This window comes from Shewanella halotolerans, from assembly GCF_019457535.1.
Taxonomy (GTDB): Bacteria; Pseudomonadota; Gammaproteobacteria; order Enterobacterales; family Shewanellaceae; genus Shewanella; species Shewanella halotolerans.
Genome location: NZ_CP080417.1, coordinates 2,782,976 through 2,808,072 on the forward strand (window position 1 = coordinate 2,782,976; position 25,097 = coordinate 2,808,072).

Genomic DNA, 25,097 nt, shown 5'->3' on the forward strand with positions numbered 1-25,097 from the left:
TCTACTTATCTAGCTCTACCTGTTAGCCCTGCTTACTTTAGCTACTTTGCGATTTGTAACAGCAACCTTTCACAGCTCTGTTGCAGAAGATCCAGCACCTGTTCGAAGCCCTCATCGCCGCCATAATAGGGATCTGGCACCTCCCGCTCCCCCTCCCCAAGAAAAGAGAGCATTAAGGCCAGCTTATACTGATGTTGAGCCGGGCAGCGCGCACGAAGATCGCGAAGATTTGCCTTATCAGCCGCCAAAATCAGATCGAAACGCTCAAAATCTTCATCTGTCACGCCTCTGGCGCGAATGCCGCTAAAATCCAAGCCTCTTCGCTCGCCAGCCTGACGAGCCCGTCTGTCCGGCCCCTCCCCCTCATGGTAGGCCGAGGTGCCCGCCGAATCACAGCTGATAGACAAGCCGCGCTTGCTGAGCAGGCTTCTAAATACAGCCTCGGCCGTCGGTGAGCGGCAGATATTCCCGAGACAGACAAATAGGACAGAGTTAACCTTCAACATAGCCTTCCTTACTTACTTATTTAACATGCTTCTTACAGCGGCTCTCGTACCCGTTTGAAGCTGGCAAACCTGGGTACACCATTATGAGTCAGGCCATAATACTTGTAGGTAACCGTGCTGCCAATGGCCGGCGGATGCCGGCGCTGCTCATCGCTAAAGCCAGTGCCTAACTTAAAACGGATCCCCCCACTCGTTTCTACTTCTAGCGCCCCCATCATTCCCAGATATTTCCCCTTCCCCGGCAGATAGGCGATAACCTTAGCCTCTGCATCCTGATAGCGCTTGAGTTTTACCAGGTCGCCGTTACGCCCGGCGTGATAGTGAGCATCCTGGTGATGCAGCATCAGTCCCTCGGCGCCTTGAGCCACCCACTCATCTAACGCGGCATTTAACGCCTGACTGTCTTGAATTCGCCACTGAGGAATAATTTGCAGAAAAGGCGACAGATTTGCGTAGCGTTTAATGGCTAGGGCATAGCGCTCACCAAAGGAGCTATCTATGGCAGGATAGTCGAAAACCATAAATTGAACGGCGCGCCAACGCTCAGGGTCGGCATCTTTATCACGTACCAGGGCTGAGATCGCCTCAAACTGCTGACGAGCAATCCACAGCTCACCGTCTAAGGGCTCCGTGGGAAAGCCCTTGGTAAACCAAGCCGGGAGCCTAATAACCTTTCCCGAGCGGGTTAGCATACGTTCTCCCGTCCAGCGGCCTCTGACGCCATCGAACTTTTCGCTCACCAGATACTCTGATATTGGTCGGCCGGCCTCGAGACTCCCGGCCAATTGGAGGCCCGAGAGTCGTTGGGCAGGCTCAAGCCGTTCTGGTTTTGGTTGTTTTGGTTTTGGTTGTTCTGGCGTCAGCTGATTAGCCTCAACAACTAATGCCTTGGGCGGCTCAGCTGGCTTATATGACTCGATTAACTCGGGCGACTCGGCGGCCATCGCTGTTAGCGACAGCCAATTTAGGAGCAAAGCAATACTCCCAATAACCATAGGGCGACTAGAACATAACATAGCTCCTCCTTGAGCAACTGAATGATAGCTAAGCGTTAAGTTTAGCCCAAAGCCACTCATGCAGATGTTATGGAGGTAACTAGAGTGTTATACTAGCGCCCAATTTGTAACTAGCCTGCCTGCACCCGATAAAGGCTGGCTGAGCCAGTAATACGATACAAACAAAATCAACACTAACGAAATCGAACAAACGAAATGGACACCTATGAAACCGGAAAATAACCACGGCATTAAACGTATCTTCAGAGCGACAGGTTTCTCTATGCAAGGCCTTAAGCTTGCTTGGCAATCTGAGGCAGCCTTTCGCCAAGAGTTGATCTTGGTTCTCTTCATGCTGCCTGTCGCACTACTGGTAGACGTGCCTATGGTTGAACGCATCCTGCTCATCATGACACTGATGATAGTCTTGATCGTCGAGTTGCTTAACTCGGCCATCGAGGCGGTGGTCGACCGTATCGGTCACGAAATCCATCCCCTAAGCGGACAGGCAAAAGATATCGCCTCGGCGGCTGTCTTTATCGCCCTGGCCCTGTGTGGTATCACCTGGCTACTGATCCTCTGGCCACTGGTTTTCTAACCCGCTGCCAGCTTGAATACCAGGCTCTCGATACACTATCGGGAGCCTTTTTATTTCTGTAATCCAGCTCCCAATATCAACAAAAACGCCGCAACCTTGACATTTTTTGATACAAATCATTCACAATTTTAAATATCCTGCTAGAATGATAACGTAGTAAAAAAGTCTTACTAAATAAATCAATAACTTATAATAATTATTAGTTGATAGAGGTTGTAGTTAGTGATTAAGTCGGTCGCCATATTTAGCTTGGGTCTCTTTAGCTCTTCGGTTTTCGCCGCTGGAGCTGCCAATTCCTATTCGGTGTCGGCACCGGTAGAACCCAGCGAGGTCATGTTAAAAATCGGCGGTTTCTACTCCAACTCTAACTCCAGCATGGATGTCACCAATCCGGTTCAGGGTAATAATTTCAGGCTTGATTTTGAAGAAGACTTGGCATTGGAAGAGTCGCAGTTTCTGCCATTTTTCGAGGCCAGCTACCATTTCAACTCGCGTCACAGCATCTATTTCGACTGGAAACAGCTGCACCGCAACGCCGAAGTACAGAAACTTACCATACCGTTTCAAGTCACCCTAGACGATCAGGTTTACGATATTCAATCCGGCGGTCGTCTGGAGACCACCCTCAATATCGACATCGCCCGCCTGGGTTATGGTTATAACTTCTATCAGGGGAATAACTTCAATCTTGGCCTGTCCCTGGGCGTACACACCATGTTTATCAAGACCGCGTTTGACGGTGACATAGGTGTCTGTGCCAAGGGTGAGACGCTACAACAATGCGCGCAGACTGCCACACCAAGATTTGTCGATGAAGAGGTCACGGCGCCACTGCCAGACGTCGGCCTGTATGGCGACTATGAGTTCAGCCCAGGTTTCAAGTTCAACGCCCACGCACAGTATTTCTACATCAAGCTCGATGATATCAAGGGCAGCCTGGTGGATATCCGCGCCGGTGTCGAAGCTGAGATCACCAAGAACTGGCACATGTCAGCCGCCTTTAACTACTACAAGGTCGATGTTGACTTTAAACACAGTGTCTCAGATCAGCTTAACGTGGCGGACTATAACCTGTATTACAGCTTTATCGGCCCTATGCTGTCGGTAAGCTATCGCTTCTAAGCTTCACAATATCTTCCATAGAAGGCCGTTAGGTGATCAACCCTAGCGGCCTACTTACGTCACTAATTCCCACTTGGCAGTTCGACTGACATATAGCTGCCTGCATACGCCGATTAACCATAAAACTGATAGCAAACCCAGATCGCGGCGCAGATCCCGGCAAAGTCCGCGCTTAAGCCGCACACCAGGGCATGACGACCATTACGTATCCCCACGGCGCCGAAGTAGACCGCCAGCACATAGAAGGTGGTCTCGGTACTTCCCTGCACCACGGCTGCTAAGCGACCGGCGAAGGAGTCAACCCCATAATGCTGCATAGTCTCCAGCATCATGGCGCGGGCACCCGAACCGCTAAAGGGTTTCATCAAGGCGGTTGGCAAGGCATCGACAAACCGGGTATCCCCGCCGACCAGATTCACCAGGGCGGCGATGACCCCTAGAAGATAGTCGAGCGCGCCCGAGGCGCGCAGCAAGGCGATAGCCAGCAACATGGCAAGCAGATAAGGGATCAGCTGCACCGCCTGAGTAAAGCCCTCCTTGGCGCCGCCGACAAACTCATCATACACAGCCACCTTACGCAGCCCTGCCACCAGAATGAAACTGAAGATCAGCAGCACTAAGATGCCGTTGCCAAGTGCCGTCGAAAAATCACCAATGGCAGACGCCGTCAAGGTGCCCAGATAAAACACCAGCGCAGATACCGCCGCCAGCATCAGGGCCCCATATCCCAGCAAAACACTATTGAGCAGTGAGATACGCTGATAGATGGCCACCACTAATACGCCCACCAGAGTCGAGGCCGTCGTCGCCAGCAAGATAGGCAAAAAGATATCCGCCGGCGACTCGGCGCCTTGCTGGGCGCGGTAGAGAAAGACGGTGACCGGCACTAAGGTGACAGAAGAGGTATTGAGTACCAAAAAAAGGATCTGCGCATTGGTAGCCACACTCTTCACCGGATTCAGGCTCTGCAGATCTTGCATCGCCTTGAGTCCCAGCGGCGTAGCGGCGTTATCTAACCCCAGCACATTGGCGGTCAGGTTCATGGTGACACTGCCAAAGGCGGGGTGTCCTCTGGGCACCTCTGGCATCAAACGGCTAAGCAAAGGCTCAAACAGACGCGCAAAGAGGCCCACCACACCCGCCTTCTCCCCCACCCGCATCAAGCCCATCCATAGGGAAAGCACGCCTATCAGCCCTAATGCTATTTCGGCGGCTAACTTGGCACTGGCAAACAGGGCATCGACCACGGCAGAGAGGATCTGCCACTGTCCCTGAAACAGACTGATGGCGATTGCGACTAAGGCGGCGACAAAAAAGGCAAACCAAACGCGATTTAACACCCGAGACTCCTTTCACCCCAAGCTTTGCTCAAGGCCCGATAATGGATGTGATATACTGGCGACTAACGATATCTCTATTCTGTTACCTATGGTTCAACTAAATCAAAATTTTATCAATAGCATAGCGAAAGATATGCCGGATCATCTCTCGATGGATGAATTTATCAGCTATTGCGCCAAGCCTTTACGCCCCTCCATCAGGGTCAACACCCTCAAGATAACGACCGCTGACTTTATCACCATGATGAGTGCCAAAGGCTGGCAGTTTGAACCTGTGCCCTGGTGCGAGGACGGCTTCTGGGTCAAGGTGGATGACTCGGTGCAACTGGGTAACACGGTAGAGCATATTCAGGGGCTGTTTTATATTCAGGAGGCCAGCTCCATGCTGCCGCCTAAGGCGCTGTTTCCCGAGCCGATAAAGGATGCGGCCTCCCTCACCCTGCTGGATATGGCCTCAGCGCCGGGTTCTAAGACCACTCAGCTGGCCGCCATGATGAACAATCAAGGCTTGTTGGTCGCCAACGAATACTCCTCCAGCCGAGTCAAGGTGCTACACGCCAACGTGCAGCGCATGGGCGCCAGCAATCTCGCCCTCACCCACTTCGATGCCAGAGTGTTTGGCGAGTATCTATTCGAGAGCTTCGATGCCATACTGCTCGACGCCCCCTGCGGCGGTGAAGGCACGGTGCGCAAAGACCCAGACGCCCTCAAACATTGGGACGAGGGTGAGATAGAGGCTATTGCAAGCGTGCAGCGCGATCTGATCGAATCGGCCTTTCTGGCGTTAAAGCCGGGCGGCAGCCTGGTCTATTCCACCTGCACCCTCAACCGCCGCGAAAATCAGGACGTCTGCCTGCACCTCAAGGCCACCTATGGCGATGCGGTGCAGTTTGAATCCCTTGCCGAACTCTTCCCCGGCGCCGAGAAGGCCTGTACCTGCGAAGGCTTCCTCCATGTCTGGCCACAAATCTTCGACAGCGAAGGCTTCTTCATCGCCAAGCTAACCAAGCTCGCCGCCGTGCCACGAAACAGCGAGGAGCCGCGCAAGCAGAAGAACTTTCCCTTTGCCCCAATCGACAAGAAGTCTCGCCAGGTCCTCTGCGACTACTTCGATACCAGCTTTGGCATCAAACTCGATGATCAGGGAATTTTGATGCAGAGAGACGATGAGTATTGGCTGTTCCCGACTAATGTCGAGCCGCTCATCGGCAAGATCCGTTTTCAGCGGATCGGCCTCAAGCTGGCCGACGCCCTGAAGAAAGGCTTTAAGCCTAGGCACGAGGCTGTGATGGCGCTGGCCGATAGCTCACGAGGGATCCCGCTTGACGAGGCTCAGGCGATTCAATACCTGATGGGACGTGATATCGCCTTAACCAGCAAAGAGAAGCCCCAAGGCGAGCAGCTGGTCAGCTACCAGGGCGCCCACTTAGGCCTGGTGAAACACCTGGGCAATAAGCTTAAGAACAGCCTGCCAAGAGACCTGGTGCGGGATAAAATCTGCTCTTCTTCGGCGATTGCAGTGGATCAGAAAGCGACTGACGCAGACTAAAGCAAAAGCCACTGAATTAACGTCAGTGACCACACATTAACATTTTGTTACATTTTAATCTGAGATTTGCCTAGACGAGCCCGGCAGTGAGGTGGAGTTTGACTACACTAAAAGCCTGAGATGAAATTCGAGGCAATCTCAAACAGTAGCGCACGGCTCTGCAAAGAGCCATTCCCCTAGACCCAGAACAATTGGAATAGTTTTGGGTCTTTTTTTATCAACTTCTCTTGGCTTGTTGGATAAGCCTATTCTTCGCAGCCTTTCTTAAACGCTTTGCTCAGCAACACTTCTCAATGCCGCCAAATATGCTAAATACGCTATAAATGCCAAGTACTGTGAACCTATATCACTCAACAACCACTAGGCTTTCACTAACTTAGCCGCGTCTTTGAACAGTCTGAAGAAGTTATCACCGGTATACTCTGCCAGTTCTTCATACTTCTCGCCGCGCAGCTCGGCCACAAACTCCGCCACATCCCGAACAAACGCAGGCTGGTTCTCTTCGCCGCGATGAGGCACAGGCGCAAGATACGGCGCATCGGTTTCCACCAGGAGTCTGTCCTTTGGCACCTTGCGGATCACAGAGCGCAGCTCACCGGCATTCTTAAAGGTCACTATGCCAGACACAGAGATATAGAAGCCCAAGTCGATGGCGGCCTTGGCCATCTCCCAATTCTCGGTGAAGCAGTGCAGCACACCGCCTACCTTGTCCGCGTTACCTGCTTTCAACATGGCGATAGTATCTTCACGGGCATCACGAGTGTGGACGATCAACGGCTTATCTACCTCGACCGCCAGGGCGATCTGCTGCTCGAAACATTGCTGTTGTAGCGCCTTGGTCTCGCCTGAGTAGTAATAATCTAGGCCTGTCTCACCGATGGCGACCACCTTAGGATCTTGCAGATAGCTGTGTAGCTTCGCCGTATCCAGTCCCTCCTGCACATCCAGCGGATGTACGCCCGCCGACAAGAACACCTGGTCGAAGGCTGCCATTTTCGCCTGCATAGAGGCAAAACCTTGCTGGCGCACATTGACGCACAGGAAATACTCCACGCCGCGCTCCTTGGCTTGAGTCAGCAAGGTCTTCAATGAATCTTGATCGGGCGCCGCCTTGAGGCGATCGAGGTGGCAATGGGAATCGATAAGCACGCAAAAATCCTAAGTCACTACAAAAGGAGCCAAAGGATAGCTATCTACATGGTACAGGTCAAATCGCCTGAGGCGAGTTCGCGGGAAAGTAGGTTTTCGATATGATGTTTGTGGGTTTGGGCGTCGGTGATGATCTTCACCCCAATCCCCGCCGGTCGGCCACCGGATGCGCCCAAAGGATTGATCCACACCACCAGGCCCTGAAACTCATGACGCACGGTCGAGCCCGGTAACTGGTAGGCGATGGTAAGTTCCTGCCCTAAATAGTGGCTTTCGGTAGTCGCCACAAACAGGCCCGCGGGCTGAATAAAGGGCATGTAGGCTCTATATAGCTGATGTAATGTATCAAAATTAACCACGAGATCGACCATATTATTTTAACTTGTTGTTAGCGACTGATACTCTAAGATAAACGCCTGAAAAACGGCCATAAAATTCACATTAGGCATCATACTCAGGCTATGATACGTCTCCATAACCTTGGCTGCAAATTTTGTTATCTTGATGTTAATTAATGCATCAGCATTTTTCTGCTTCACCAGTTTTTGTCGCAGGACAACATACAAAACCTTAAGTGCATCAGAAACTTGCTTTTCATCTATACTAGTTAAGTTAGCACACAGGTGCCCAGACGACAAACTTTGCACCCAGGCTTTTCTGAGGCCGATCAAGGCTTCATAGCGACCATCATTTAAGGCGGTGAGCAGATCGACAGGGCCGCCGACAACCGGCAGACACCAGGTCACATCACTGGTAAGTGTAAACTGCGCCGCCAGCCACTCCTGCACCGTCTCGCGGCTCGGCAGCTGACAATGCAGGCGCTGACAACGACTGCTTATGGTAGCCATCAAACGACTTGGGGTATCACTCTGCAGCAACAAGAGGGTCTCTCTGCCCGGCTCTTCCAAAGTCTTCAACAGGGCGTTGGCCGCCGCGGTGTTGAGTCGCTCACAGTTTTTAATCACAGCGACCCGTCTGCCCCCTTGCTGGGCGGTAGCGGTCAACTTCTGACAAAGCTCCCTGACTTGATCGACCTTGATCTGATTGCCGTCGGCCTCCAGCTGATAGCAATCAGGATGGTTACCGGCGATAAACAGCTGACAGCTCTTACACACCCCACAGGCACCACTTTGGGTCGGCGCCATACACAGGCTGGCCTGGGCCAAGGTATTCGCAAGTTGCATGCCGCCGTAGCCTTGGTGGATCCCCAAGAGATAGGCATGGCCCTGCTGGCCAGATATCAGCTGACTACAGAAAGCCTCACGAGCCGGGGTTAACCAAGGTAGATCCATCAAAGACTCCCCAACTGTCATGACCAGTCTTGTCGTTGCAACACGGCCAAGATCTCTTTATGCACCTGCGCCATCGTCTGGCTGGCATCGATCACCACGATAGACTCGTCGTGCGCGGCCAGCTGCAGATAAGTTGCCCTGGCACGCTCGAAGAAACTCAGCGCCTGCAGCTCGATTCTATCCAGGGCCCCCCTGTCTCTGGCACGCTGCAATCCAAGTTGAGGATCGATATCCAAGTATAGGGTCAGATCAGGTTTAAAATCTTTCAGGGTCGCCTGACTCACCGCCTCGACCAGCGGCATGAGTTGACGCCCGCCCCCTTGGTAGGCCAGAGATGAGAGATTGTGTCGATCGCCCAGCACCCAGTTACCCTGAGCCAAGGCTGGTTTTATCACGTTGGCCACCAGCTGCGCCCTGGCCGCATAGATGAGCAAACACTCTGACTCATCACACAAGGGATCGTTAGGGTCGGCAATCTTCACCAGATCCCTAATGCGCTCAGCCAGCGGCGTACCGCCCGGCTCACGGGTACACACGGGCGGTACACCGTTATGTTTCTCGATAAAATCTCTCACCAGGGCGATTGCGCTCGACTTGCCTGCCCCTTCCAATCCTTCGATAACGATAAATTTCGCGCTGTTTTGCTTCATCGATTTCTCTGATACTTATCTACAGCACGGTTGTGCTCGGTTAATGTTTTAGAAAAGATATGGCTGCCGTCATTCTTCGACACGAAGTAGAGGTAGTCGACATCGGCCGGACGCGCCGCCGCCATCAGGGATGCTCCGCTCGGTGCGGCTATAGGAGTCGGCGTCAGGCCATGAATACGATAGGTGTTATAGGGCGTCTGTTCACGCAGGTCCTTGCGGGTAATATTGCCCTGGTAACGCTCACCCATGCCATAGATCACAGTAGGATCTGTCTGCAGACGCATCCCCTTACGCAATCTATTGGTAAAGACCGCCGAGATCCAGGGGCGCTCGCTGGCCTTGCCCGTCTCTTTCTCGATAATCGACGCCATGGTCAGCAGCTCATAGGGACTCTTTAGCGGTATGCTCTGATCGCGCTCCTGCCAGGCCTTGTCTAGCTCCTGCTGCATCTTCTGATAGCTCTGCTGCAGAATCACCTTGACCGAATCGCCATTGCCATAATGGTAGGTGTCGGGATAAAACTTACCCTCTGGCAGCTTAGAATCATCGCCATTATCCTGAAGGACCTCCAGGAAGGCGCCCTCCTGCCACTTCAGGCGCGGCAATTGCTTGAGCTGCTCGCGCCACTCTTTGATGCTCTGCCCTTCAACCAAGGTTACGGTAAAGACCATCTCCTTGCCCTGACGTAGCTTTTCGAGCAGCTCGACCACAGTGTCATTGGGGGAGAGTTGATACAGACCGCTGCGGATCTTTGCAAGCTCGGGGCGCAGCTTAACCAGCAGCTTAAGCTTCCAAAGCTCATCCACGGCACCTGTTTGTGCCAAGGCATTCGCCATCTGTGAAAAGGAGGTACCACGCACCACTTCAAACTCGACGGGGGCTTCGAGCTTCAGCGGCATCTGCCCGTAACTCACCACACTCTGATAGACCCAATACAGGCCAATCGCGCTCAAGGTTAATAGGCTAAAGAGTGCGGTCAGCACGCCTTTGATCAGTTTTTTCATAGTATTATTTTTAGATCGTGTAGCAATTGGGTTAGCAGAGGGCTTTGGCCGAATGAGTGCTGGGCGATACTAGTCATTGCAATATTGGTCACGGGCACAGCGCCAAACAGGCTGTTGCTGGCCAGAACATGGCCAAAATGCTTGAGCTCTTCGGATGATACGCGGCGCACCTCGAGAGTAAACCCGGACTCGACAAACCAGAGCAGCAACTGCTCGCGCATCACACCAGCCACCCCAGCCTGATCCAGACTCGGCGTAACTATGGTGCGACCCTTTATAAAGAAGAGGTTGGCCATGGCGGCCTCTATGATGTTGCCGGCCGTGTCGCAGACCAGCCAATCATCGAAGCCGTCATCTAACTTGTGTGTGCGGATCAGCACCTGCTCGAGACGATTAAGGTGTTTCATACCCGCCAACAGTGGCTGCTGTCCGAGCGTCACCGGACTTAGTTGCAACTTGATGCCAGCTGCTTGCCACTGACGGTAATGCGCGGGGATATCATGCAGCGACAACACACAAGTCGGTGCGGGCGTTTGCGGCGGCATATAACCGCGTCCGCCACTGCCGCGGCTTACTAGTAACTTGAGGCAATAATCTTGGGAAAACTGTTTGGCGCCCTGCTCACAGGCCTTTGCTATTTGCTCTCGTAGCGCAGCGGAATCTGGCAGCGGGAATCCAAGACGATGAGCCCCTTGGGCCAAACGAAGCAGATGGCTATCCAGGAAGAGTACCTCAGCGCCTCGACAGCGCATGGTGGCAAACAGGCCATCGCCGTAGGTCAGTCCCCTGTCGAACGCCGAAACACTTACTGCTTGTTCACCATTTACCCAGATAGTCTGCGACATCATTTGTCCTGACTGATCCGACTGGCAACGGCTTCTTGCTGATCCCTGTACTTAGCACTCTTGCGCTTATTGTAGGGGCGCGCCACGGGCGAGCTTAGACGCTCGAAGTTGAGGGCGCCTATGGTCATCATGGGCTTCAAGGCCAGGGGAAGCTTGCCGCTGTTGAAGAACTCGAGCACTATCTTTCCCTGCCAACCGGGATCGATGCGATGGGCCGTGACATGCACCATGAGCCCTAACCTTGCCAGAGAAGAACGACCATCCAACCAGCCGACGATATCGGCCGGCAGGGTCAGACTCTCATGGGTAACAGCCAGTGCGAGCTCGCCGGGATGGAGGAAAAAGGCTTCCCCTTCGGGGATCACTATCTTATCGCTCATCACACGATCCAGAGCCGCCTGCACCTCGCTGCTGGGGCCACTGAGATCGATATAGGGGGCCGTATGATCTTGAAATACGCGGAACTGATTACCGAGTTTCACATCGACACTGACGCCACTGATGGCCTCAGCATCGGGACGGGGATCGATGACAATTGTCCCCTCCTCTAAACATGCTGCTATCTCTAAATCCGTTAAACGCATCCCAGCCTAACTCCCCATATCAAGCGATTATTTTGCTAAAAGGTGTTGAATTCTAGCCTTTAATATATCGGTTGCGATGCGGTTTTTACCACCACGCGGCACGATAATATCGGCATATTGCTTAGAAGGATCGATAAATTGCAGGAACATAGGACGCACTGTCTGAGTGTACTGCTGCATCACAGACTCCATGGTACGGCCACGCTCGGCCACATCGCGGGTCAGGCGGCGCATGAAGCAGATGTCCAGTGGCGTGTCCATAAAGACGCTGGCATCCATCTGCTCGCGCAGGTTCGGATCTGTCAGTAGCAAGATCCCCTCAAGGATGATCACCTTCTTGGGTGTCATGGTGACTGTCTCGGCCATACGGGTATGCTCGGTATAGCTGTATTGAGGGATCTCCACCGCCTCGCCATTTTTCAGGGCGCTGAGGTGTTCACACAGCAGCTGATGATCCAGCGCCTTTGGGTGGTCATAATTGGTCAATACTCGCTGATCCATCGACAGATGGCCCTGATCCTTATAGTAGGCATCCTCGGCAATAACCCCTATCTGATCTGTGCCCAGATCACGGCATAGCTCCTCGAAAATCGTCTTCGCGATTAGGCTCTTACCCGATGCCGATGCCCCTGCGATACCAATTATGACACATTGCGAATTCATGCTTTGTAAACCTTACTCATCATCTGAAATTGAAATAGATACGACACTCTGTGTCTGGCTTAGGGCAAGTTGTGCCCCCACCTTTCTGGCGATCTCCTTATACAACAAGGCCACCTGGCTCTCGCCATCCGCCACCACGGTCGGCGTGCCTTTATCCACATCCTCGCGGATATTCAGTTGCAGCGGTAGCTGCCCCAAAAGCGGTACATTGTAACGCGCAGCCATCTTAAGGCCGCCATCTTCACCGAAGAGATGCTCCTTATGACCACAGTCGCTACAGATATGGAAACTCATGTTCTCGACGATACCCAGCACAGGAATATTCACCTTCTGGAACATACTGATCCCCTTCTTAGCATCGGCCAAGGCGATATCTTGCGGGGTGGTGACCACCACGGCGCCGCTTACCGGCACCTTCTGCGACAGGGTCAGCTGAATGTCGCCGGTACCTGGTGGCATGTCGATCACCAGATAATCAAGCTCTGGCCACAGGGTCTCATTTAACAGCTGCGCCAGCGCGCCGGCCGCCATAGGGCCGCGCCATACGGCGGCCTCATCACCATTGACGATAAAGCCGATAGACTGGGCGGCGATACCATGAGCCTCGGCGGCGGTCATCATCTTGCCGTCGGGTGAGACGGGGTTAAAATTGGGTACGCCCAGCATGAGCGGAATGGAGGGGCCATAGATATCGGCATCGAGAATCCCCACCTTGGCGCCTTCGGCTGCTAATGCCAGCGCCAGGTTAACCGAGGTGGTCGACTTACCCACGCCACCTTTGCCCGAGGCAACGGCAATTACCTGCTTGACATTGGGTAACGGCTCGACGGCTCCCGATGAGATCACTGCTGGCTGGAAATCGATTTCGCACTCGACTTCATCTATGGCATCGAGCACCGCCAGCTTGTTGGTGATCGCCATGACGGTATCGCGATACTGGCTCTGGCAGGGATAGGGGTAACACAGCCCCAGCTGCAATCGCTTGCCTTCAATATCCAGCTTGGTGACACAACCTGCGCTCACCAGACCTTGCATTAAATAGGGGTCTTGATGGGCATCTAAAATAGCCAAAACCGGACCGAGCAGATCATCATGAAGATGATAATTCTGAGACGCTGAAGACAAAACGACTACCTCCAAAAATAAATTTGGCTAAGTGTATCAGAAAAACTCCTCATATTCGGATAGATTTAGTTCACTTAAAGCAGCTTTTGATGAAACTTTAGCGATGATCGGTTAGTATCTATGCCATTCTTTTTGGGCACTTACTGATTTAGAGACAAGATGGCAACTTCACAACGTAAAATTCTCGTGACCAGCGCACTTCCGTACGCCAATGGCCCCATTCATTTAGGTCACATGCTTGAATATATTCAAACCGATATCTGGGCGCGTTTTCAAAAGCTACGCGGCCACGAATGTCACTACATCTGTGCAGACGATGCCCACGGCACGCCCATCATGCTTAAGGCGCAGCAGCTCGGCATGGCGCCAGAAGAGATGATCGCTCAGGTACAGAAAGAGCATCAGCAGGATTTTGCCGACTTTAATATTCAGTTCGATAATTTCCACAGCACCCACAGCGACGAAAACCGTGAGCTGGCGAGCGAGATCTATCTCAAACTTCGCGATGGCGGCTATATCAAGTCAAAGACCATCTCTCAGCTGTTCGATCCTGAAAAGTCTATGTTCCTGCCGGACCGCTTCGTTAAGGGCACCTGCCCTAAGTGTAAGTCTGTGGATCAATATGGCGACAACTGTGACAGCTGCGGCGCGACCTACAGCCCAACGGATCTAATCGATCCTAAATCGGCAGTATCGGGTGCCACACCTGTGATGAAGGAGACAGAACACTTCTTCTTCGACCTACCCGCCTTCGAAGAGATGTTGAAAGAGTGGACCCGTTCAGGGTCCTTACAACAAGAGATGGCCAACAAGCTGGGCGAGTGGTTCGAACAAGGCCTGCAGCAGTGGGACATTACCCGTGATGCGCCTTACTTCGGCTTCGAGATCCCTGATGCACCGGGTAAATTCTTCTACGTCTGGCTAGATGCGCCTATCGGCTATATGGGCTCGTTCAAGAACCTGTGCAACAAGCGCGGCGACCTTAACTTCGACGAGTTCTGGGCCAAAGACTCTACCGCAGAGGTGTATCACTTCATCGGTAAGGATATCGTCTACTTCCACAGCCTGTTCTGGCCAGCCATGCTTGAAGGCGCGGGATTCCGTAAGCCAAACAGCGTCTATGCCCACGGCTATGTGACAGTGAACGGCGCCAAGATGTCAAAGTCTAAAGGCACCTTCATCAAGGCCAGAACCTATCTGGATAACTTAAATCCTGAGTACCTGCGTTACTACTACGCGGCTAAGCTCAGCAGCCGTATCGACGATCTCGACCTTAACCTGGAAGACTTCGCTCAACGCGTCAACTCAGATCTCGTGGGTAAGCTGGTTAACCTCGCCTCTCGCACCGCAGGCTTTATCAGCAAGCGTTTCGAGGGCAAGCTGGCCAAGGTCGCCGACACCAGCCTGACCGAGACCTTCCTCGCCAAGGCCGATGCCATCGCCGAATATTACGAGACCCGTGAATTTGGTAAGGCGATGCGTGAGATCATGGCCCTGGCCGATATCGCCAACGCATTTGTCGCCGATGCCGCCCCATGGCAGCTGGTGAAAGAGGAAGATAAGCAAGAGGAAGCCCATCAGGTATGTAGCAACGCGCTGAACCTGTTCCGCATCCTGGTGACCTACCTCAAGCCAGTGCTGCCTCAGCTGGCCAAAGATGTGGAAGCCTTCCTGCAACTTGAACTGACCTGGGATGACTTAGCAAGAGATCTCAGCGGTCACGAAATCGCACCGTTCAAGGCCTTGATGCAGCGCGTCGAGATGAAGAACATCGAAGCCATTATCGAAGCGTCTACCGAAAACCTACAGGTAGCCGAGGCGCCTAAGAGCCAGCTGGATCTCGACCCTATCAGCGAAGAGATCAGCTTCGACGACTTCGCCAAGTTAGATCTGCGTATCGCCCGTATCGCCAAGGCGGAACATGTGCCTGAAGCCAACAAGCTGCTTAAGCTGCAGCTGGACCTAGGCGGCGAGACCAAGCAGGTGTTTGCAGGCATCAAGTCTGCCTATGCCCCAGAAGATCTGGAAGGCAAGCTGACCGTGATGGTCGCTAACCTGGCGCCGCGTAAGATGCGTTTCGGCATGTCTGAAGGCATGGTGCTTGCGGCCGGTCCAGGTAAGAAAGATCTGTGGATCCTAGAGCCACATGAAGGTGCCCAACCTGGCATGCGCGTTAAATAAGTCGCTTGTTCGGAACTCAACCGAGAAGACACAAAAAAGGCCGCTAACTAGCGGCCTTTTCTTTTAGATACTCGACTTGAGTCAGCTTTAACAATCGATTCGCTACACCGGATTGTCGATATCCACGAAATGGTGAGTCAGGCCAAACTCGTTAGCCAAATGCTCACCCAATGCCTTGATGCCAAATCTTTCCGTGGCGTGATGACCCGCGGCAAAGTAGTGAATATCCTGCTCGACCGCGCTATGGAAGGTGCGCTCAGACACCTCACCACTGATAAAGGCATCGACGCCCAAATCTACGGCGATATCTATGTAGTCTTGCGCCCCGCCGCTACACCAGGCCAGGCGATGAATCGGCTTATCGCTCTCACCCAGGTGTAATGCCTGACGACCCAGAACGCCGGCCAGATGCTCGGCAAACGCACTCGGCGCCACAGGCTCATCGAGACGCCCCTGCCACACCAGGCCCTGGGCAACCCCCTCCACCGACTCGGCATCTATGATCCCAAGCTCTCTAGCCAACTCGGCGTTGTTCCCCAGCATAGGATGACCATCGAGCGGCAGATGATAACCATAGAGGTTGATATCATTATTGATCAATGACTTGATGCGACGATACTTCATCCCTGTGATGGTCTCAGGCTCACCCTTCCAGAAAAAACCATGGTGCACCAGCAAGGCATCGGCGTTTAGCTCAACCGCCTTGTCGATCAATGCCTGACAGGCGGTCACTCCGGTGACAATCGTCTTAATTCGCTCCTTGCCCTCGACCTGTAACCCGTTGGGGGCATAATCCTTGTAGCTGCCTACCTGCAGAAATTCCGTGAGGTATCGAGTCAATGCTGTGCGATTCATCTAAGCTCCTCATATGAATCAAATAACTTTGGCCGTTCCAGCGCTCAAAGGCTGAAAAAATGACCGTGACGATAGCGCCTAGTTTAGCCATATCTGGGCCTCAGTTCATAGAAATACGTTGAATTTCTGTGAAAATTGGACAATTCAGGCGTTTCAGCTATAAAATTAGGCCAAACCTTCAATTACACATTAAAAGAAATAGGTTAATACTATGTCAAAGTTGACCAAAGAAGAGGTGATCAGCACACTCGAGGCTGCATTGAGCAAGGCGCAGGGTAAGAGCGTTACCATCGAGCAAAAAGGAAGCTGGTACAAGATCGATGGTGGTAAGTCTCTTCGTTTTAGTGATTTAGAAGCTATGTTGGCTGAACAAGGTGAGCAAGCTCCTGCAGCTAAGGCTCCGGCAAAAGCGGAAAAACCTAAGGCCGCGCCTAAGAAAGCCGCACCTGCAAAAGCAGCAAAGCCTAAGGCAGAGGCGAAAGCCAGCAAATCAACCTCTGGTGGCATGACACCGAAAGAACTATGGCGTGCTAAGCTGGCGGGTAAAGGACAACTTCCCCGCGGCTTCTAAACAAGCTACTTGTCGTTATAAAAACGTATCGTCATAAAAAAGGAGCCTCTTGGCTCCTTTTTTATTGAATATAACCCTTCAATAGATACACGGCTGCTACATCGCCAGATCGACTCGCACGCCCCCCTGCAGGTAGACCACGCGCACCTCATCATCGACGTTGAAAATCATGCCGGGATCCAGGTCTTGAATCACCATTACCTCCCGACCATCTACATAACGTATCATCAGCTCCACCAGCTTCAACTGCTGATAGTAATCGCCGCCCGCATTATGGCCTATGCCGCCACCAATGAGGGCCCCCAATACTGTGGCAACATCCTGACCGCTACCGCCACCAAATTGATGCCCTATGACGCCACCGATCAAGGCGCCACCAAATGTACGCCAGCCCTGGTTACGATCTTCCACTAACTGAGTCTGGGTAATATTACGTACCGAGGTGACATAACCATACTCTACCTTCTCGACAGGGACGGCTTGATTGCGCTCATAGGCCGCACTGGCACTAGCACTCAGTCCCAGACTGGCAACCAAGATAAAAACTGACCAAATGAAGCGAAAGAGGCTGGGTGTAGGTTTCAACATAAGAGGTTTTCCGCTAACTTATAAAGAGGCCGATAACTAATTTTACTCAATTGTGAACTCACTGTCCTATTTAAATCATGAGCTGGCAAAGTTCCCTTCGCCGGAGTTTGCCCTAACCGATCCAAACGGACTCTTGGCCATCGGCGGCGATCTACACCCCAAGCGACTGCTTAACGCCTACTATGAGGGAATCTTCCCCTGGTTTAACGAAAACGACCCTATCCTCTGGTGGTCCCCCGACCCCCGTGCCGTATTTGTGCCCGGTTCACTCAAGGTCAGTCGTAGCCTGAAGCGCGATATCAAACGCCGTCAGTGGCGCTTCAGCGTCAATCGCGCCTTTAACAGCGTGATCGAGCACTGCGCCCTCACCCGCCAAGGCAAGGAAGGTACCTGGATCACCTTAGAGATACAGCAAGCCTATAAGGCGCTGCACCAGTACAACAAGGCCCATTCGATTGAGGTATGGGATGGCGATAAACTGATTGGTGGCCTGTATGGGGTTGCCATCGGCCAGGTATTTTGCGGCGAGTCCATGTTTCACCTGCAGAGCAATGCCTCCAAGGCAGCCATGGCCATGCTGCACCAACACCTGCTATCACACAGATACCGACTGATCGACGCCCAGGTCATGAACCCACATCTGGCATCCCTAGGCGCCAAGGCATTAAAGCGAGCGGATTTCATCAACCTATTGAAGCGTTTTCGCGATATTGAGGTCGCCAGCGACGCCTGGCATCCACAAGAGGTGCAGATTGAACTCTAGATCCGACACCATACAGGTGGGTATGACACATACCTTCGATTGCAGCTACCTGCCGGGCAAGCAGGAACAGCTGTTAGTGCTGCAGGAAGAATCTCTCGACCTCACCCTGTTTGAGAAGCTCTTGGCCTTGGGTTTTCGCCGCAGCGGTGAGACCATCTATAAGCCACATTGCCCTCACTGCCAGGCCTGCCTGCCGATACGTATTCCGGTGGAACTATTTATGCCGTCACGACGGCAGAAACGCACCCTGAAACAGAATCAAGACGTTAGCTGGAGCCTGGTCGATACCTGCACCGACGAGCATTACGCGCTCTATGACAGATACATCAAGGCGCGCCACCACGACGGTCCCATGTATCCCCCCTCACGCGAGCAGTATGACCATTTCGTGCAGTGCAGCTGGCATCAACCAAAGCTGCTTGAACTGCGGCTCGAGGGTGAGCTGATAGGCGTGGCGGTCACAGACGTGTTACCAAACAGCCTGTCGGCCATCTACAGCTTCTTTGCCCCCGAGCTGGGTAAACGCTCTCTGGGCTCCTTTATGATTCTATTGCAGTGCGATCTCGCCAGACAGATGCACAAGGCGCATGTCTACCTGGGTTATCAGATCCATGAGTCACGTAAGATGAATTACAAGACCGCCTACCATCCCCACGAGATATTGACCGCAAATGGTTGGCAACGCAGTGAATAAGCGCGCTTAATTAGAAAAAATAAAGCAAACAGATATTTGCCCAGATAACGAACACCTCTTTACAGAAGCGCTAATTTGCGGCATGATACGCCCGTTTTTAATATTTGAAGGCTAACAGGATAACTGATTAATGGCGAAAGAAGACAACATTGAGATGCAAGGCACTATTCTTGAAACCTTGCCAAATACAATGTTTCGAGTAGAGCTAGAGAATGGTCACGTAGTAATCGCCCATATCTCAGGCAAAATGCGTAAAAACTACATCCGTATTCTAACGGGTGATAAGGTCACAGTTCAGCTGACCCCTTATGATTTGAGCAAAGGGCGCATCGTCTTCCGTTCACGCTAATAGTTAGCTTACGAATAATAAAAACCGGCAGTGCCGGTTTTTTTGTTCCTAATCGATAGCGACAATGGCAGAGACTGGCGCCGACGCAGGATCTGACACATAAGACAAATCATGAAAAAAGGCTGCATCTGCAGCCTTTTTTATTACGTCTGTCTATTATGCCTTCGTCAGCCGCTCCGACTGCTCAATCTTGATGGTCAGCTTATCACCGTCGACATCCACATGGGCCACACCGCCCTTCTCCAGCTTACCGAAGAGGATCTCATCGGCAAGTGGTCGTTTGATCATCTCGGTGACCACTCGGGCCATAGGCCGTGCCCCCATCGCCTTATCATAGCCTTTCTCGGCCAGTAAGGTTCTGGCGTCATCGCTCACATCCAGCACCACAGACTTCTCGTCCAGTTGCGCCTGTAGCTCGACCAGGAACTTGTCGACCACCTTGGCGATGACCGTCATATCCAGATGGTTGAACCAGATGATCTCATCCAAGCGGTTTCTGAACTCGGGCGAGAAGACGCGGTTGATCTCAGACAGCGCATCCTGGCTGTGATCTTGCTGCTTAAAGCCGATGGACTTACGCACCGTCTCCTGCACCCCCGCGTTGGTGGTCATCACCAAGGTCACGTGTCTAAAGTCCGCCTTGCGACCGTTATTGTCGGTCAGGGTACCGTGGTCCATCACCTGCAGCAGCAGGTTATAGACATCAGGATGGGCTTTTTCGATCTCATCGAGCAACACCACACAATGTGGGTTCTTGATCACCGCATCGGTTAACAAGCCCCCCTGATCGTAGCCAACATAGCCTGGCGGCGCACCGATAAGGCGAGACACGGTATGACTCTCCATATACTCGGACATATCGAAACGCACCAGCTTGAGGCTGAGACAGGACGCTAGCTGACTGGTGACCTCTGTCTTACCCACACCGGTCGGACCGGCAAACAGGAAGCTACCCACAGGCTTGTGGGCGCCGCTGAGGCCAGAGCGTGAGAGGCGAATCGCCGAGCTTAAGGCTTCAATAGCCTTATCTTGGCCAAACACCACCATCTTGAGATTACGCTCAAGGTTCTTCAGCATATCCTTATCGGTGGCCGATACCGTCTTCTCAGGGATCCGCGCTATCTTAGCTATGATAGACTCGATCTCCGCCTGACCTATGGTCTTCTTGCGCTTGCTTGCCGGCTGCATCGCCATGCGCGCACCCGCCTCGTCGATCACATCTATCGCCTTGTCGGGAAGATGTCTGTCGTTGATATGCTTATCCGCCAGACGCGCCGCCACGGACAAGGCCGCCATGGTATAACGCACACCATGGTGCTCCTCATACTTGCTCTTGAGGCCTTGTAGGATCTTCGTGGTTTCCGCCACAGACGGCTCGTTGATATCCACCTTCTGGAAACGTCTGGCCAGGGCGCGATCTTTCTCGAAGATGCTCTGATACTCTTGGAAGGTGGTCGAGCCCATACAGCGCAGGTGCCCACTAGAGAGCAGCGGCTTTAGCAAGTTAGACGCGTCCATCACGCCACCGGATGCCGCTCCTGCGCCGATAATGGTGTGGATCTCATCGATAAACAGAATGGCGTGTTTATCTTGCGAAAGCTCCTTGAGCAGGCTCTTAAAGCGCTTCTCAAAGTCGCCACGATATTTGGTACCGGCCAGCAAGGCGCCGAGATCCAGCGAGTAGACTGTGGCATCGGCCATCACCTCGGGAACCTCGTCGTTGACGATGCGATAGGCAAGCCCCTCGGCAATCGCCGTCTTACCGACGCCCGCCTCACCCACCAATAGCGGGTTATTTTTACGGCGACGGCAGAGGATCTGAATCGAGCGCTCTATCTCATCGGAGCGGCCGATCAGAGGATCGATATTGCCCTTGCGGGCCTCTTCGTTGAGATTAGCGGTAAATTGCGACAGCTTGCTGCGCTCTTCCGATTCGCTGTGATCTTCAATCTGTTCGGGTTCTTGAGCATTATCCAGCTCATCACGCGCCACGCCGTGGGAGATGTAATTCACCACATCAAGGCGAGTGATCTCACCATTACGCAGCAGATAAACCGCCTGAGACTCCTGCTCGCTGAAGATGGCCACCAAGACGTTGGCACCTGTCACTTCGTTGCGACCCGAAGATTGCACATGAAAGACGGCGCGCTGCAGCACACGCTGAAAACCTAAGGTAGGCTGGGTTTCTCTGTCATCGTTGGGATCGCTGATGATAGGTGTGGTCTGCTCGATGAAACTCGACACCTCTTCTCTTAACTTATCTAGGTTTGCACCGCAGGCGAGCAGCGCCTCTTGAGCCGCAGGATTATCGATTAACGCCAATAGCAGATGCTCTACGGTCATGTATTCGTGTCGCGCGTCTCTGGCTTGTTGGAACGCCAGATTCAAAGTGACCTCTAAATCTTTATTTAACATAAGCACCCCCTAAAATAATCACAAAACTTCGATATTCAGGCTTTCTCTAATGAACACAGTAACGGATGTTGGTTTTGTCTTGCAAACTGATTTACTTGTGCGACCTTGGTTTCTGCAATGCCGAAAGGGAAAACGCCGCAAATTCCCTTACCCTGGTGATGAATCGCCAACATGATATCTGTGGCTTCTTGTTCATTTTTATTAAAAAAGAGTTGTAACACCTCGATGACGAAGTCCATCGGGGTATAGTCATCGTTGTTTAAGATCACTTTGTACATCGAAGGCGGCATGAGTTCAGTTTCCGCGCGCTCTTCGATATGCTCAATATTACCTACTTTACCCATATTTCAATATTAGCCTCTAGTTTTGGCTTCTTCCAAAAGTTGCTGACCACCCGGGATAAACCTGTTACTCATCCGACCATTAGAACCAATTGCTGACGAATTTAGCGCAAATGTTGCCTTTTTGTTAAATTGGTCTTGACATCCGCTTTTACTGGTTTCATTCTGTTCATCGAGCGGTGAATTTACCCCGCCTCATAAGTTTTACTATCTTACTGGTCAGTAAACAACAGAAGGAAGTGGAAGTATGGCAAACGGAACTGTGAAATGGTTCAACAACGCCAAAGGATTCGGGTTTATCTGCCCTGAAGCTGGTGGTGAAGACGTTTTCGCACACTATTCTACCATTGAAATGGAAGGCTATCGAACTCTAAAAGCAGGCCAATCAGTCCAATTCGAGGTGGAACAGGGGCCTAAAGGGATGCACGCGTCAGCGATATCACCCACTAAATAGTGGGGCAAAAAAACAAAAAAAGGCAGGGTTATCCCTGCCTTTTTTATTACTGATTTTTAATCGCTAACAGACACCATCGAAGCAATAAAAAAAGGGCGCCGTGGCGCCCTTTTTATTGTATGGCTTAGCCTATCAGCTGATTCAACGTCGCACTTGGACGCATCGCCGCTTCCGCCTTAGCGGCATCCAGGCGATAGTAACCGCCTAAATCAACCGCAGGGCCCTGCGCACCATTTAACTCGGTAACAATCTTAGCTTCGTTATTGGTTAGCGCTTCGGCAAGTGGCGCGAACTGGGCTTTTAGCTCTGCATCGCTATCCTGTGCGGCCAGAGCCTGTGCCCAGTACATCGCCAGGTAGAAGTGGCTACCACGGTTATCCAGCTCTCCCACACGACGTGAAGGCGAACGGTTTTCATCGAGGAACTTACCGATAGCATTGTCCAGCGCATCGGCCAATACCTGCGCCTTAGGGTTGCCATAGTTCTGGCTCAGATGCTCGAGTGAGGCGCCCAGTGCCAGGAACTCACCCAGAGAATCCCAACGTAGGTGACCCTCTTTCTCTACCTGTTGAACGTGCTTAGGCGCACTGCCGCCGGCACCAGTCTCGAACAATCCACCACCACTCATCAGCGGCACGATTGACAGCATCTTGGCGCTGGTCCCCAGCTCAAGAATTGGGAAGAGATCGGTGAGGTAGTCACGTAGCACGTTACCAGTTACCGAGATGGTATCCAGACCTTGCTTGATGCGCTCCAGTGAGAAGCGAGTCGCCGCCACAGGCGCCATGATGTGAATTTCTAATCCATCGGTATCATGCTCAGGCAGATACTGCTTCACCTTGGCAATCAGCTGTGCGTCGTGGGCACGGTTTTCGTCTAACCAGAACACGGCTGGCGTCGATGACAGACGCGCACGGTTAACGGCAAGCTTAACCCAGTCACGGATAGGCGCGTCTTTAACCTGACACATTCTCCAGATATCACCGGCTTCGACGTCGTGAGACATCAATAGGTTACCGGCGGCATCGACAACCTTCACCACACCGTCGGCGGCGATTTCGAAGGTCTTGTCATGGCTACCATATTCTTCGGCCTTCTGCGCCATCAGGCCCACGTTTGGCACGCTGCCCATGGTGGTTGGATCGAAGGCGCCATTTTCTTTACAGAATTGGATAGTTTCCTGGTATACACCTGCGTAGCAACGATCCGGGATCAGCGCCTTAGTGTCTTTCAACTTGCCATCAGGCCCCCACATCTGACCTGAAGAGCGAATCGCCGCAGGCATAGAGGCATCGATGATCACATCGCTTGGCACGTGTAGGTTGGTGATACCACGGTCTGAATCGACCATAGCCAGGGCTGGACGCTCGGCGTAGATAGCGGCGATATCGGCTTCGATCTCGGCTTTCTTGTCGGCTGGTAGGCTAGCTACCTTGGCATAGACGTCACCGAAGCCGTTATTAACATCGACGCCCAGCTCTTCAAACAGCTCGCCATGCTTTTCAAACAGTGACTTGTAGAACACCTTAACCGCGTGACCGAACATGATAGGGTCAGAGACCTTCATCATGGTCGCCTTAAGGTGCAGAGACAGCAATACATCTTCGGCCTTAGCCGCTTCGATTTCACGTTCCATGAAGGCAACCAGGGCTTTCTTGCTCATGGTCGAAGCGTCAATCACCTCACCGGCCAGTAACTTAAGGCCAGCTTTCAGTGTCTTGCTGCTACCGTCTTTACCTTCGAACAGGATATCTATGCTGGTTGGCTCGGCAACAGTCACCGACTGCTCGCTACCGTAGAAATCGCCGGCTTCCATGTGCGCAACATGAGACTTAGAATCGCTGCTCCAGGCACCCATTGAGTGTGGGTTCTTCTTGGCGTAGTTTTTAACAGAAGTCGGCGCGCGGCGGTCTGAGTTACCTTCACGCAGTACTGGGTTAACGGCACTACCTTTGATCTTGTCATAACGTGCCTTGATATCGGCTTCTGCATCATTTTGCGGCTCATCAGGGTAGTTAGGCAGTGCATAACCCTTATCTTGCAGCTCCTTGATACAGGCTTTTAGCTGTGGAATAGAGGCGCTGATGTTTGGCAGCTTGATGATATTTGCTTCTGGCTTAGTGGCCAGCTCACCCAGCTCGGCAAGTGCGTCGGAGATCTGCTGTTCTGGCTTTAAGAATTCAGGGAAATTGGCGATAACACGGCCAGATAAAGAGATGTCGCGTGTCTCAACGCCAACTCCGGCGGCTGCGGTAAAATGCTTGATAATAGGCAACAGAGATAGGGTCGCGAGAGCCGGAGCTTCATCAGTCTCCGTATAGATGATCGTTGGATTGTCGTTCATTATTACTTCCTACGTTTTTGTAAAATAAATCGTTTATGAATCAAACTACTATGACGTCATTATTATAATTTTACGATGGCGAATGCGAGGCATGAAAAGGATAAATAGTAAGGGGGAACG

General features: G+C 52.4%; 26 protein-coding genes. 9 read left to right on the top strand and 17 right to left on the bottom strand.

Annotated elements, in window-relative coordinates; translation table 11 throughout:
* Nucleotides 1–41: 41 nt before the first annotated feature.
* Complete coding sequence (locus K0H81_RS11910; protein ID WP_220058472.1) at nucleotides 42–506, bottom strand: low molecular weight protein-tyrosine-phosphatase; 465 nt, start codon at nucleotides 504–506, stop codon at nucleotides 42–44.
* Nucleotides 507–538: 32 nt separating this feature from the next.
* Nucleotides 539–1,369 (bottom strand): DNA ligase, encoded by an 831-nt coding sequence (locus K0H81_RS11915; RefSeq protein ID WP_220060845.1) that lies wholly within the window; start codon nucleotides 1,367–1,369, stop codon nucleotides 539–541.
* Between the two features lie 358 nt (nucleotides 1,370–1,727).
* On the opposite strand from K0H81_RS11915, the gene K0H81_RS11920 reads away from it, so the two are divergent.
* Nucleotides 1,728–2,099, top strand: a complete 372-nt coding sequence (locus K0H81_RS11920) for a diacylglycerol kinase (protein WP_144198713.1) — start codon at nucleotides 1,728–1,730, stop codon at nucleotides 2,097–2,099.
* A 249-nt stretch (nucleotides 2,100–2,348) separates the two neighbouring features.
* Nucleotides 2,349–3,221 (top strand): DUF481 domain-containing protein, encoded by an 873-nt coding sequence (locus tag K0H81_RS11925; protein WP_144199389.1) that lies wholly within the window; start codon nucleotides 2,349–2,351, stop codon nucleotides 3,219–3,221.
* A gap of 113 nt (nucleotides 3,222–3,334) precedes the next feature.
* On the opposite strand, the gene K0H81_RS11930 is transcribed toward K0H81_RS11925, so the two are convergent.
* The gene (locus K0H81_RS11930) at nucleotides 3,335–4,561 is read right to left on the bottom strand and encodes a nucleoside recognition domain-containing protein (RefSeq protein WP_220058473.1); all 1,227 of its coding nucleotides are present in this window, start codon (nucleotides 4,559–4,561) and stop codon (nucleotides 3,335–3,337) included.
* A gap of 88 nt (nucleotides 4,562–4,649) precedes the next feature.
* On the opposite strand from K0H81_RS11930, the gene rsmF reads away from it, so the two are divergent.
* Nucleotides 4,650–6,110, top strand: coding sequence for a 16S rRNA (cytosine(1407)-C(5))-methyltransferase RsmF (gene rsmF, locus K0H81_RS11935; protein WP_220058474.1), 1,461 nt, complete (start codon nucleotides 4,650–4,652; stop codon nucleotides 6,108–6,110).
* 360 nt (nucleotides 6,111–6,470) lie between these two features.
* On the opposite strand, the gene K0H81_RS11940 is transcribed toward rsmF, so the two are convergent.
* Genes K0H81_RS11940 through apbC form a run of 9 tightly spaced genes read right to left on the bottom strand, consistent with a single transcriptional unit; the run spans nucleotide 6,471 to nucleotide 13,422 of the window.
* Nucleotides 6,471–7,259 (bottom strand): TatD family hydrolase, encoded by a 789-nt coding sequence (locus K0H81_RS11940; RefSeq protein WP_220058475.1) that lies wholly within the window; start codon nucleotides 7,257–7,259, stop codon nucleotides 6,471–6,473.
* A gap of 44 nt (nucleotides 7,260–7,303) precedes the next feature.
* Entirely contained in the window at nucleotides 7,304–7,630 is a 327-nt protein-coding gene (locus K0H81_RS11945) for a PilZ domain-containing protein (RefSeq protein ID WP_011865380.1), read from the bottom strand.
* A gap of 6 nt (nucleotides 7,631–7,636) precedes the next feature.
* Nucleotides 7,637–8,551, bottom strand: a complete 915-nt coding sequence (gene holB, locus K0H81_RS11950; protein ID WP_144198701.1) for a DNA polymerase III subunit delta' — start codon at nucleotides 8,549–8,551, stop codon at nucleotides 7,637–7,639.
* Between the two features lie 17 nt (nucleotides 8,552–8,568).
* Nucleotides 8,569–9,201: a dTMP kinase gene (gene tmk, locus K0H81_RS11955; protein WP_220058476.1), complete on the bottom strand. Its 633-nt coding sequence runs from the start codon at nucleotides 9,199–9,201 to the stop codon at nucleotides 8,569–8,571.
* Nucleotides 9,198–10,205, bottom strand: a complete 1,008-nt coding sequence (mltG, locus tag K0H81_RS11960) for an endolytic transglycosylase MltG (RefSeq protein ID WP_220058477.1) — start codon at nucleotides 10,203–10,205, stop codon at nucleotides 9,198–9,200. Before mltG ends, tmk begins: the two co-directional genes overlap by 4 nt.
* Nucleotides 10,202–11,050 carry an aminodeoxychorismate lyase gene (gene pabC / locus K0H81_RS11965; protein ID WP_220058478.1) on the bottom strand — a complete coding sequence of 283 codons (849 nt, stop codon included), beginning with the start codon at nucleotides 11,048–11,050 and terminating at the stop codon, nucleotides 10,202–10,204. Before pabC ends, mltG begins: the two co-directional genes overlap by 4 nt.
* A complete protein-coding gene (gene dcd, locus K0H81_RS11970) occupies nucleotides 11,050–11,634 on the bottom strand; it encodes a dCTP deaminase (RefSeq protein WP_144198689.1) in 585 nt (194 codons plus the stop codon). Before dcd ends, pabC begins: the two co-directional genes overlap by 1 nt.
* 27 nt (nucleotides 11,635–11,661) lie before the next feature.
* Complete coding sequence (gene udk / locus K0H81_RS11975; protein ID WP_011865374.1) at nucleotides 11,662–12,297, bottom strand: uridine kinase; 636 nt, start codon at nucleotides 12,295–12,297, stop codon at nucleotides 11,662–11,664.
* A 12-nt stretch (nucleotides 12,298–12,309) separates the two neighbouring features.
* Complete coding sequence (gene apbC / locus K0H81_RS11980) at nucleotides 12,310–13,422, bottom strand: iron-sulfur cluster carrier protein ApbC (RefSeq protein WP_220058479.1); 1,113 nt, start codon at nucleotides 13,420–13,422, stop codon at nucleotides 12,310–12,312.
* 159 nt (nucleotides 13,423–13,581) lie between these two features.
* Between apbC and metG the strand changes: the two genes are divergently transcribed.
* A complete protein-coding gene (gene metG, locus K0H81_RS11985; protein ID WP_220058480.1) occupies nucleotides 13,582–15,603 on the top strand; it encodes a methionine--tRNA ligase in 2,022 nt (673 codons plus the stop codon).
* A gap of 102 nt (nucleotides 15,604–15,705) precedes the next feature.
* Here metG and K0H81_RS11990 read toward each other — a convergent pair whose 3' ends face one another.
* Entirely contained in the window at nucleotides 15,706–16,458 is a 753-nt protein-coding gene (locus K0H81_RS11990) for a Nif3-like dinuclear metal center hexameric protein (RefSeq protein ID WP_220058481.1), read from the bottom strand.
* A 211-nt stretch (nucleotides 16,459–16,669) separates the two neighbouring features.
* Between K0H81_RS11990 and K0H81_RS11995 the strand changes: the two genes are divergently transcribed.
* Complete coding sequence (locus tag K0H81_RS11995) at nucleotides 16,670–17,029, top strand: hypothetical protein (protein ID WP_144198677.1); 360 nt, start codon at nucleotides 16,670–16,672, stop codon at nucleotides 17,027–17,029.
* A 96-nt stretch (nucleotides 17,030–17,125) separates the two neighbouring features.
* Here K0H81_RS11995 and K0H81_RS12000 read toward each other — a convergent pair whose 3' ends face one another.
* On the bottom strand, nucleotides 17,126–17,617 hold the full coding sequence (locus K0H81_RS12000; RefSeq protein ID WP_220058482.1) for an outer membrane lipoprotein: 492 nt from the start codon (nucleotides 17,615–17,617) through the stop codon (nucleotides 17,126–17,128).
* 52 nt (nucleotides 17,618–17,669) lie between these two features.
* Between K0H81_RS12000 and aat the strand changes: the two genes are divergently transcribed.
* From aat to infA, 3 genes are all read left to right on the top strand, one after another.
* The gene (gene aat, locus K0H81_RS12005; RefSeq protein WP_144198674.1) at nucleotides 17,670–18,380 is read left to right on the top strand and encodes a leucyl/phenylalanyl-tRNA--protein transferase; all 711 of its coding nucleotides are present in this window, start codon (nucleotides 17,670–17,672) and stop codon (nucleotides 18,378–18,380) included.
* Nucleotides 18,370–19,074, top strand: a complete 705-nt coding sequence (locus tag K0H81_RS12010; protein ID WP_220058483.1) for an arginyltransferase — start codon at nucleotides 18,370–18,372, stop codon at nucleotides 19,072–19,074. Before aat ends, K0H81_RS12010 begins: the two co-directional genes overlap by 11 nt.
* 130 nt (nucleotides 19,075–19,204) lie before the next feature.
* Complete coding sequence (infA, locus tag K0H81_RS12015) at nucleotides 19,205–19,423, top strand: translation initiation factor IF-1 (RefSeq protein WP_011865366.1); 219 nt, start codon at nucleotides 19,205–19,207, stop codon at nucleotides 19,421–19,423.
* Between the two features lie 156 nt (nucleotides 19,424–19,579).
* Here infA and clpA read toward each other — a convergent pair whose 3' ends face one another.
* Nucleotides 19,580–21,838 carry an ATP-dependent Clp protease ATP-binding subunit ClpA gene (gene clpA / locus K0H81_RS12020; protein ID WP_144198668.1) on the bottom strand — a complete coding sequence of 753 codons (2,259 nt, stop codon included), beginning with the start codon at nucleotides 21,836–21,838 and terminating at the stop codon, nucleotides 19,580–19,582.
* Between the two features lie 35 nt (nucleotides 21,839–21,873).
* Entirely contained in the window at nucleotides 21,874–22,182 is a 309-nt protein-coding gene (gene clpS / locus K0H81_RS12025) for an ATP-dependent Clp protease adapter ClpS (protein ID WP_011865364.1), read from the bottom strand.
* Between the two features lie 244 nt (nucleotides 22,183–22,426).
* Between clpS and cspD the strand changes: the two genes are divergently transcribed.
* Nucleotides 22,427–22,633: a cold shock domain-containing protein CspD gene (cspD, locus tag K0H81_RS12030; RefSeq protein WP_011865363.1), complete on the top strand. Its 207-nt coding sequence runs from the start codon at nucleotides 22,427–22,429 to the stop codon at nucleotides 22,631–22,633.
* A 124-nt stretch (nucleotides 22,634–22,757) separates the two neighbouring features.
* Here cspD and K0H81_RS12035 read toward each other — a convergent pair whose 3' ends face one another.
* A complete protein-coding gene (locus K0H81_RS12035) occupies nucleotides 22,758–24,977 on the bottom strand; it encodes an NADP-dependent isocitrate dehydrogenase (RefSeq protein ID WP_220058484.1) in 2,220 nt (739 codons plus the stop codon).
* Nucleotides 24,978–25,097: the final 120 nt, after the last annotated feature.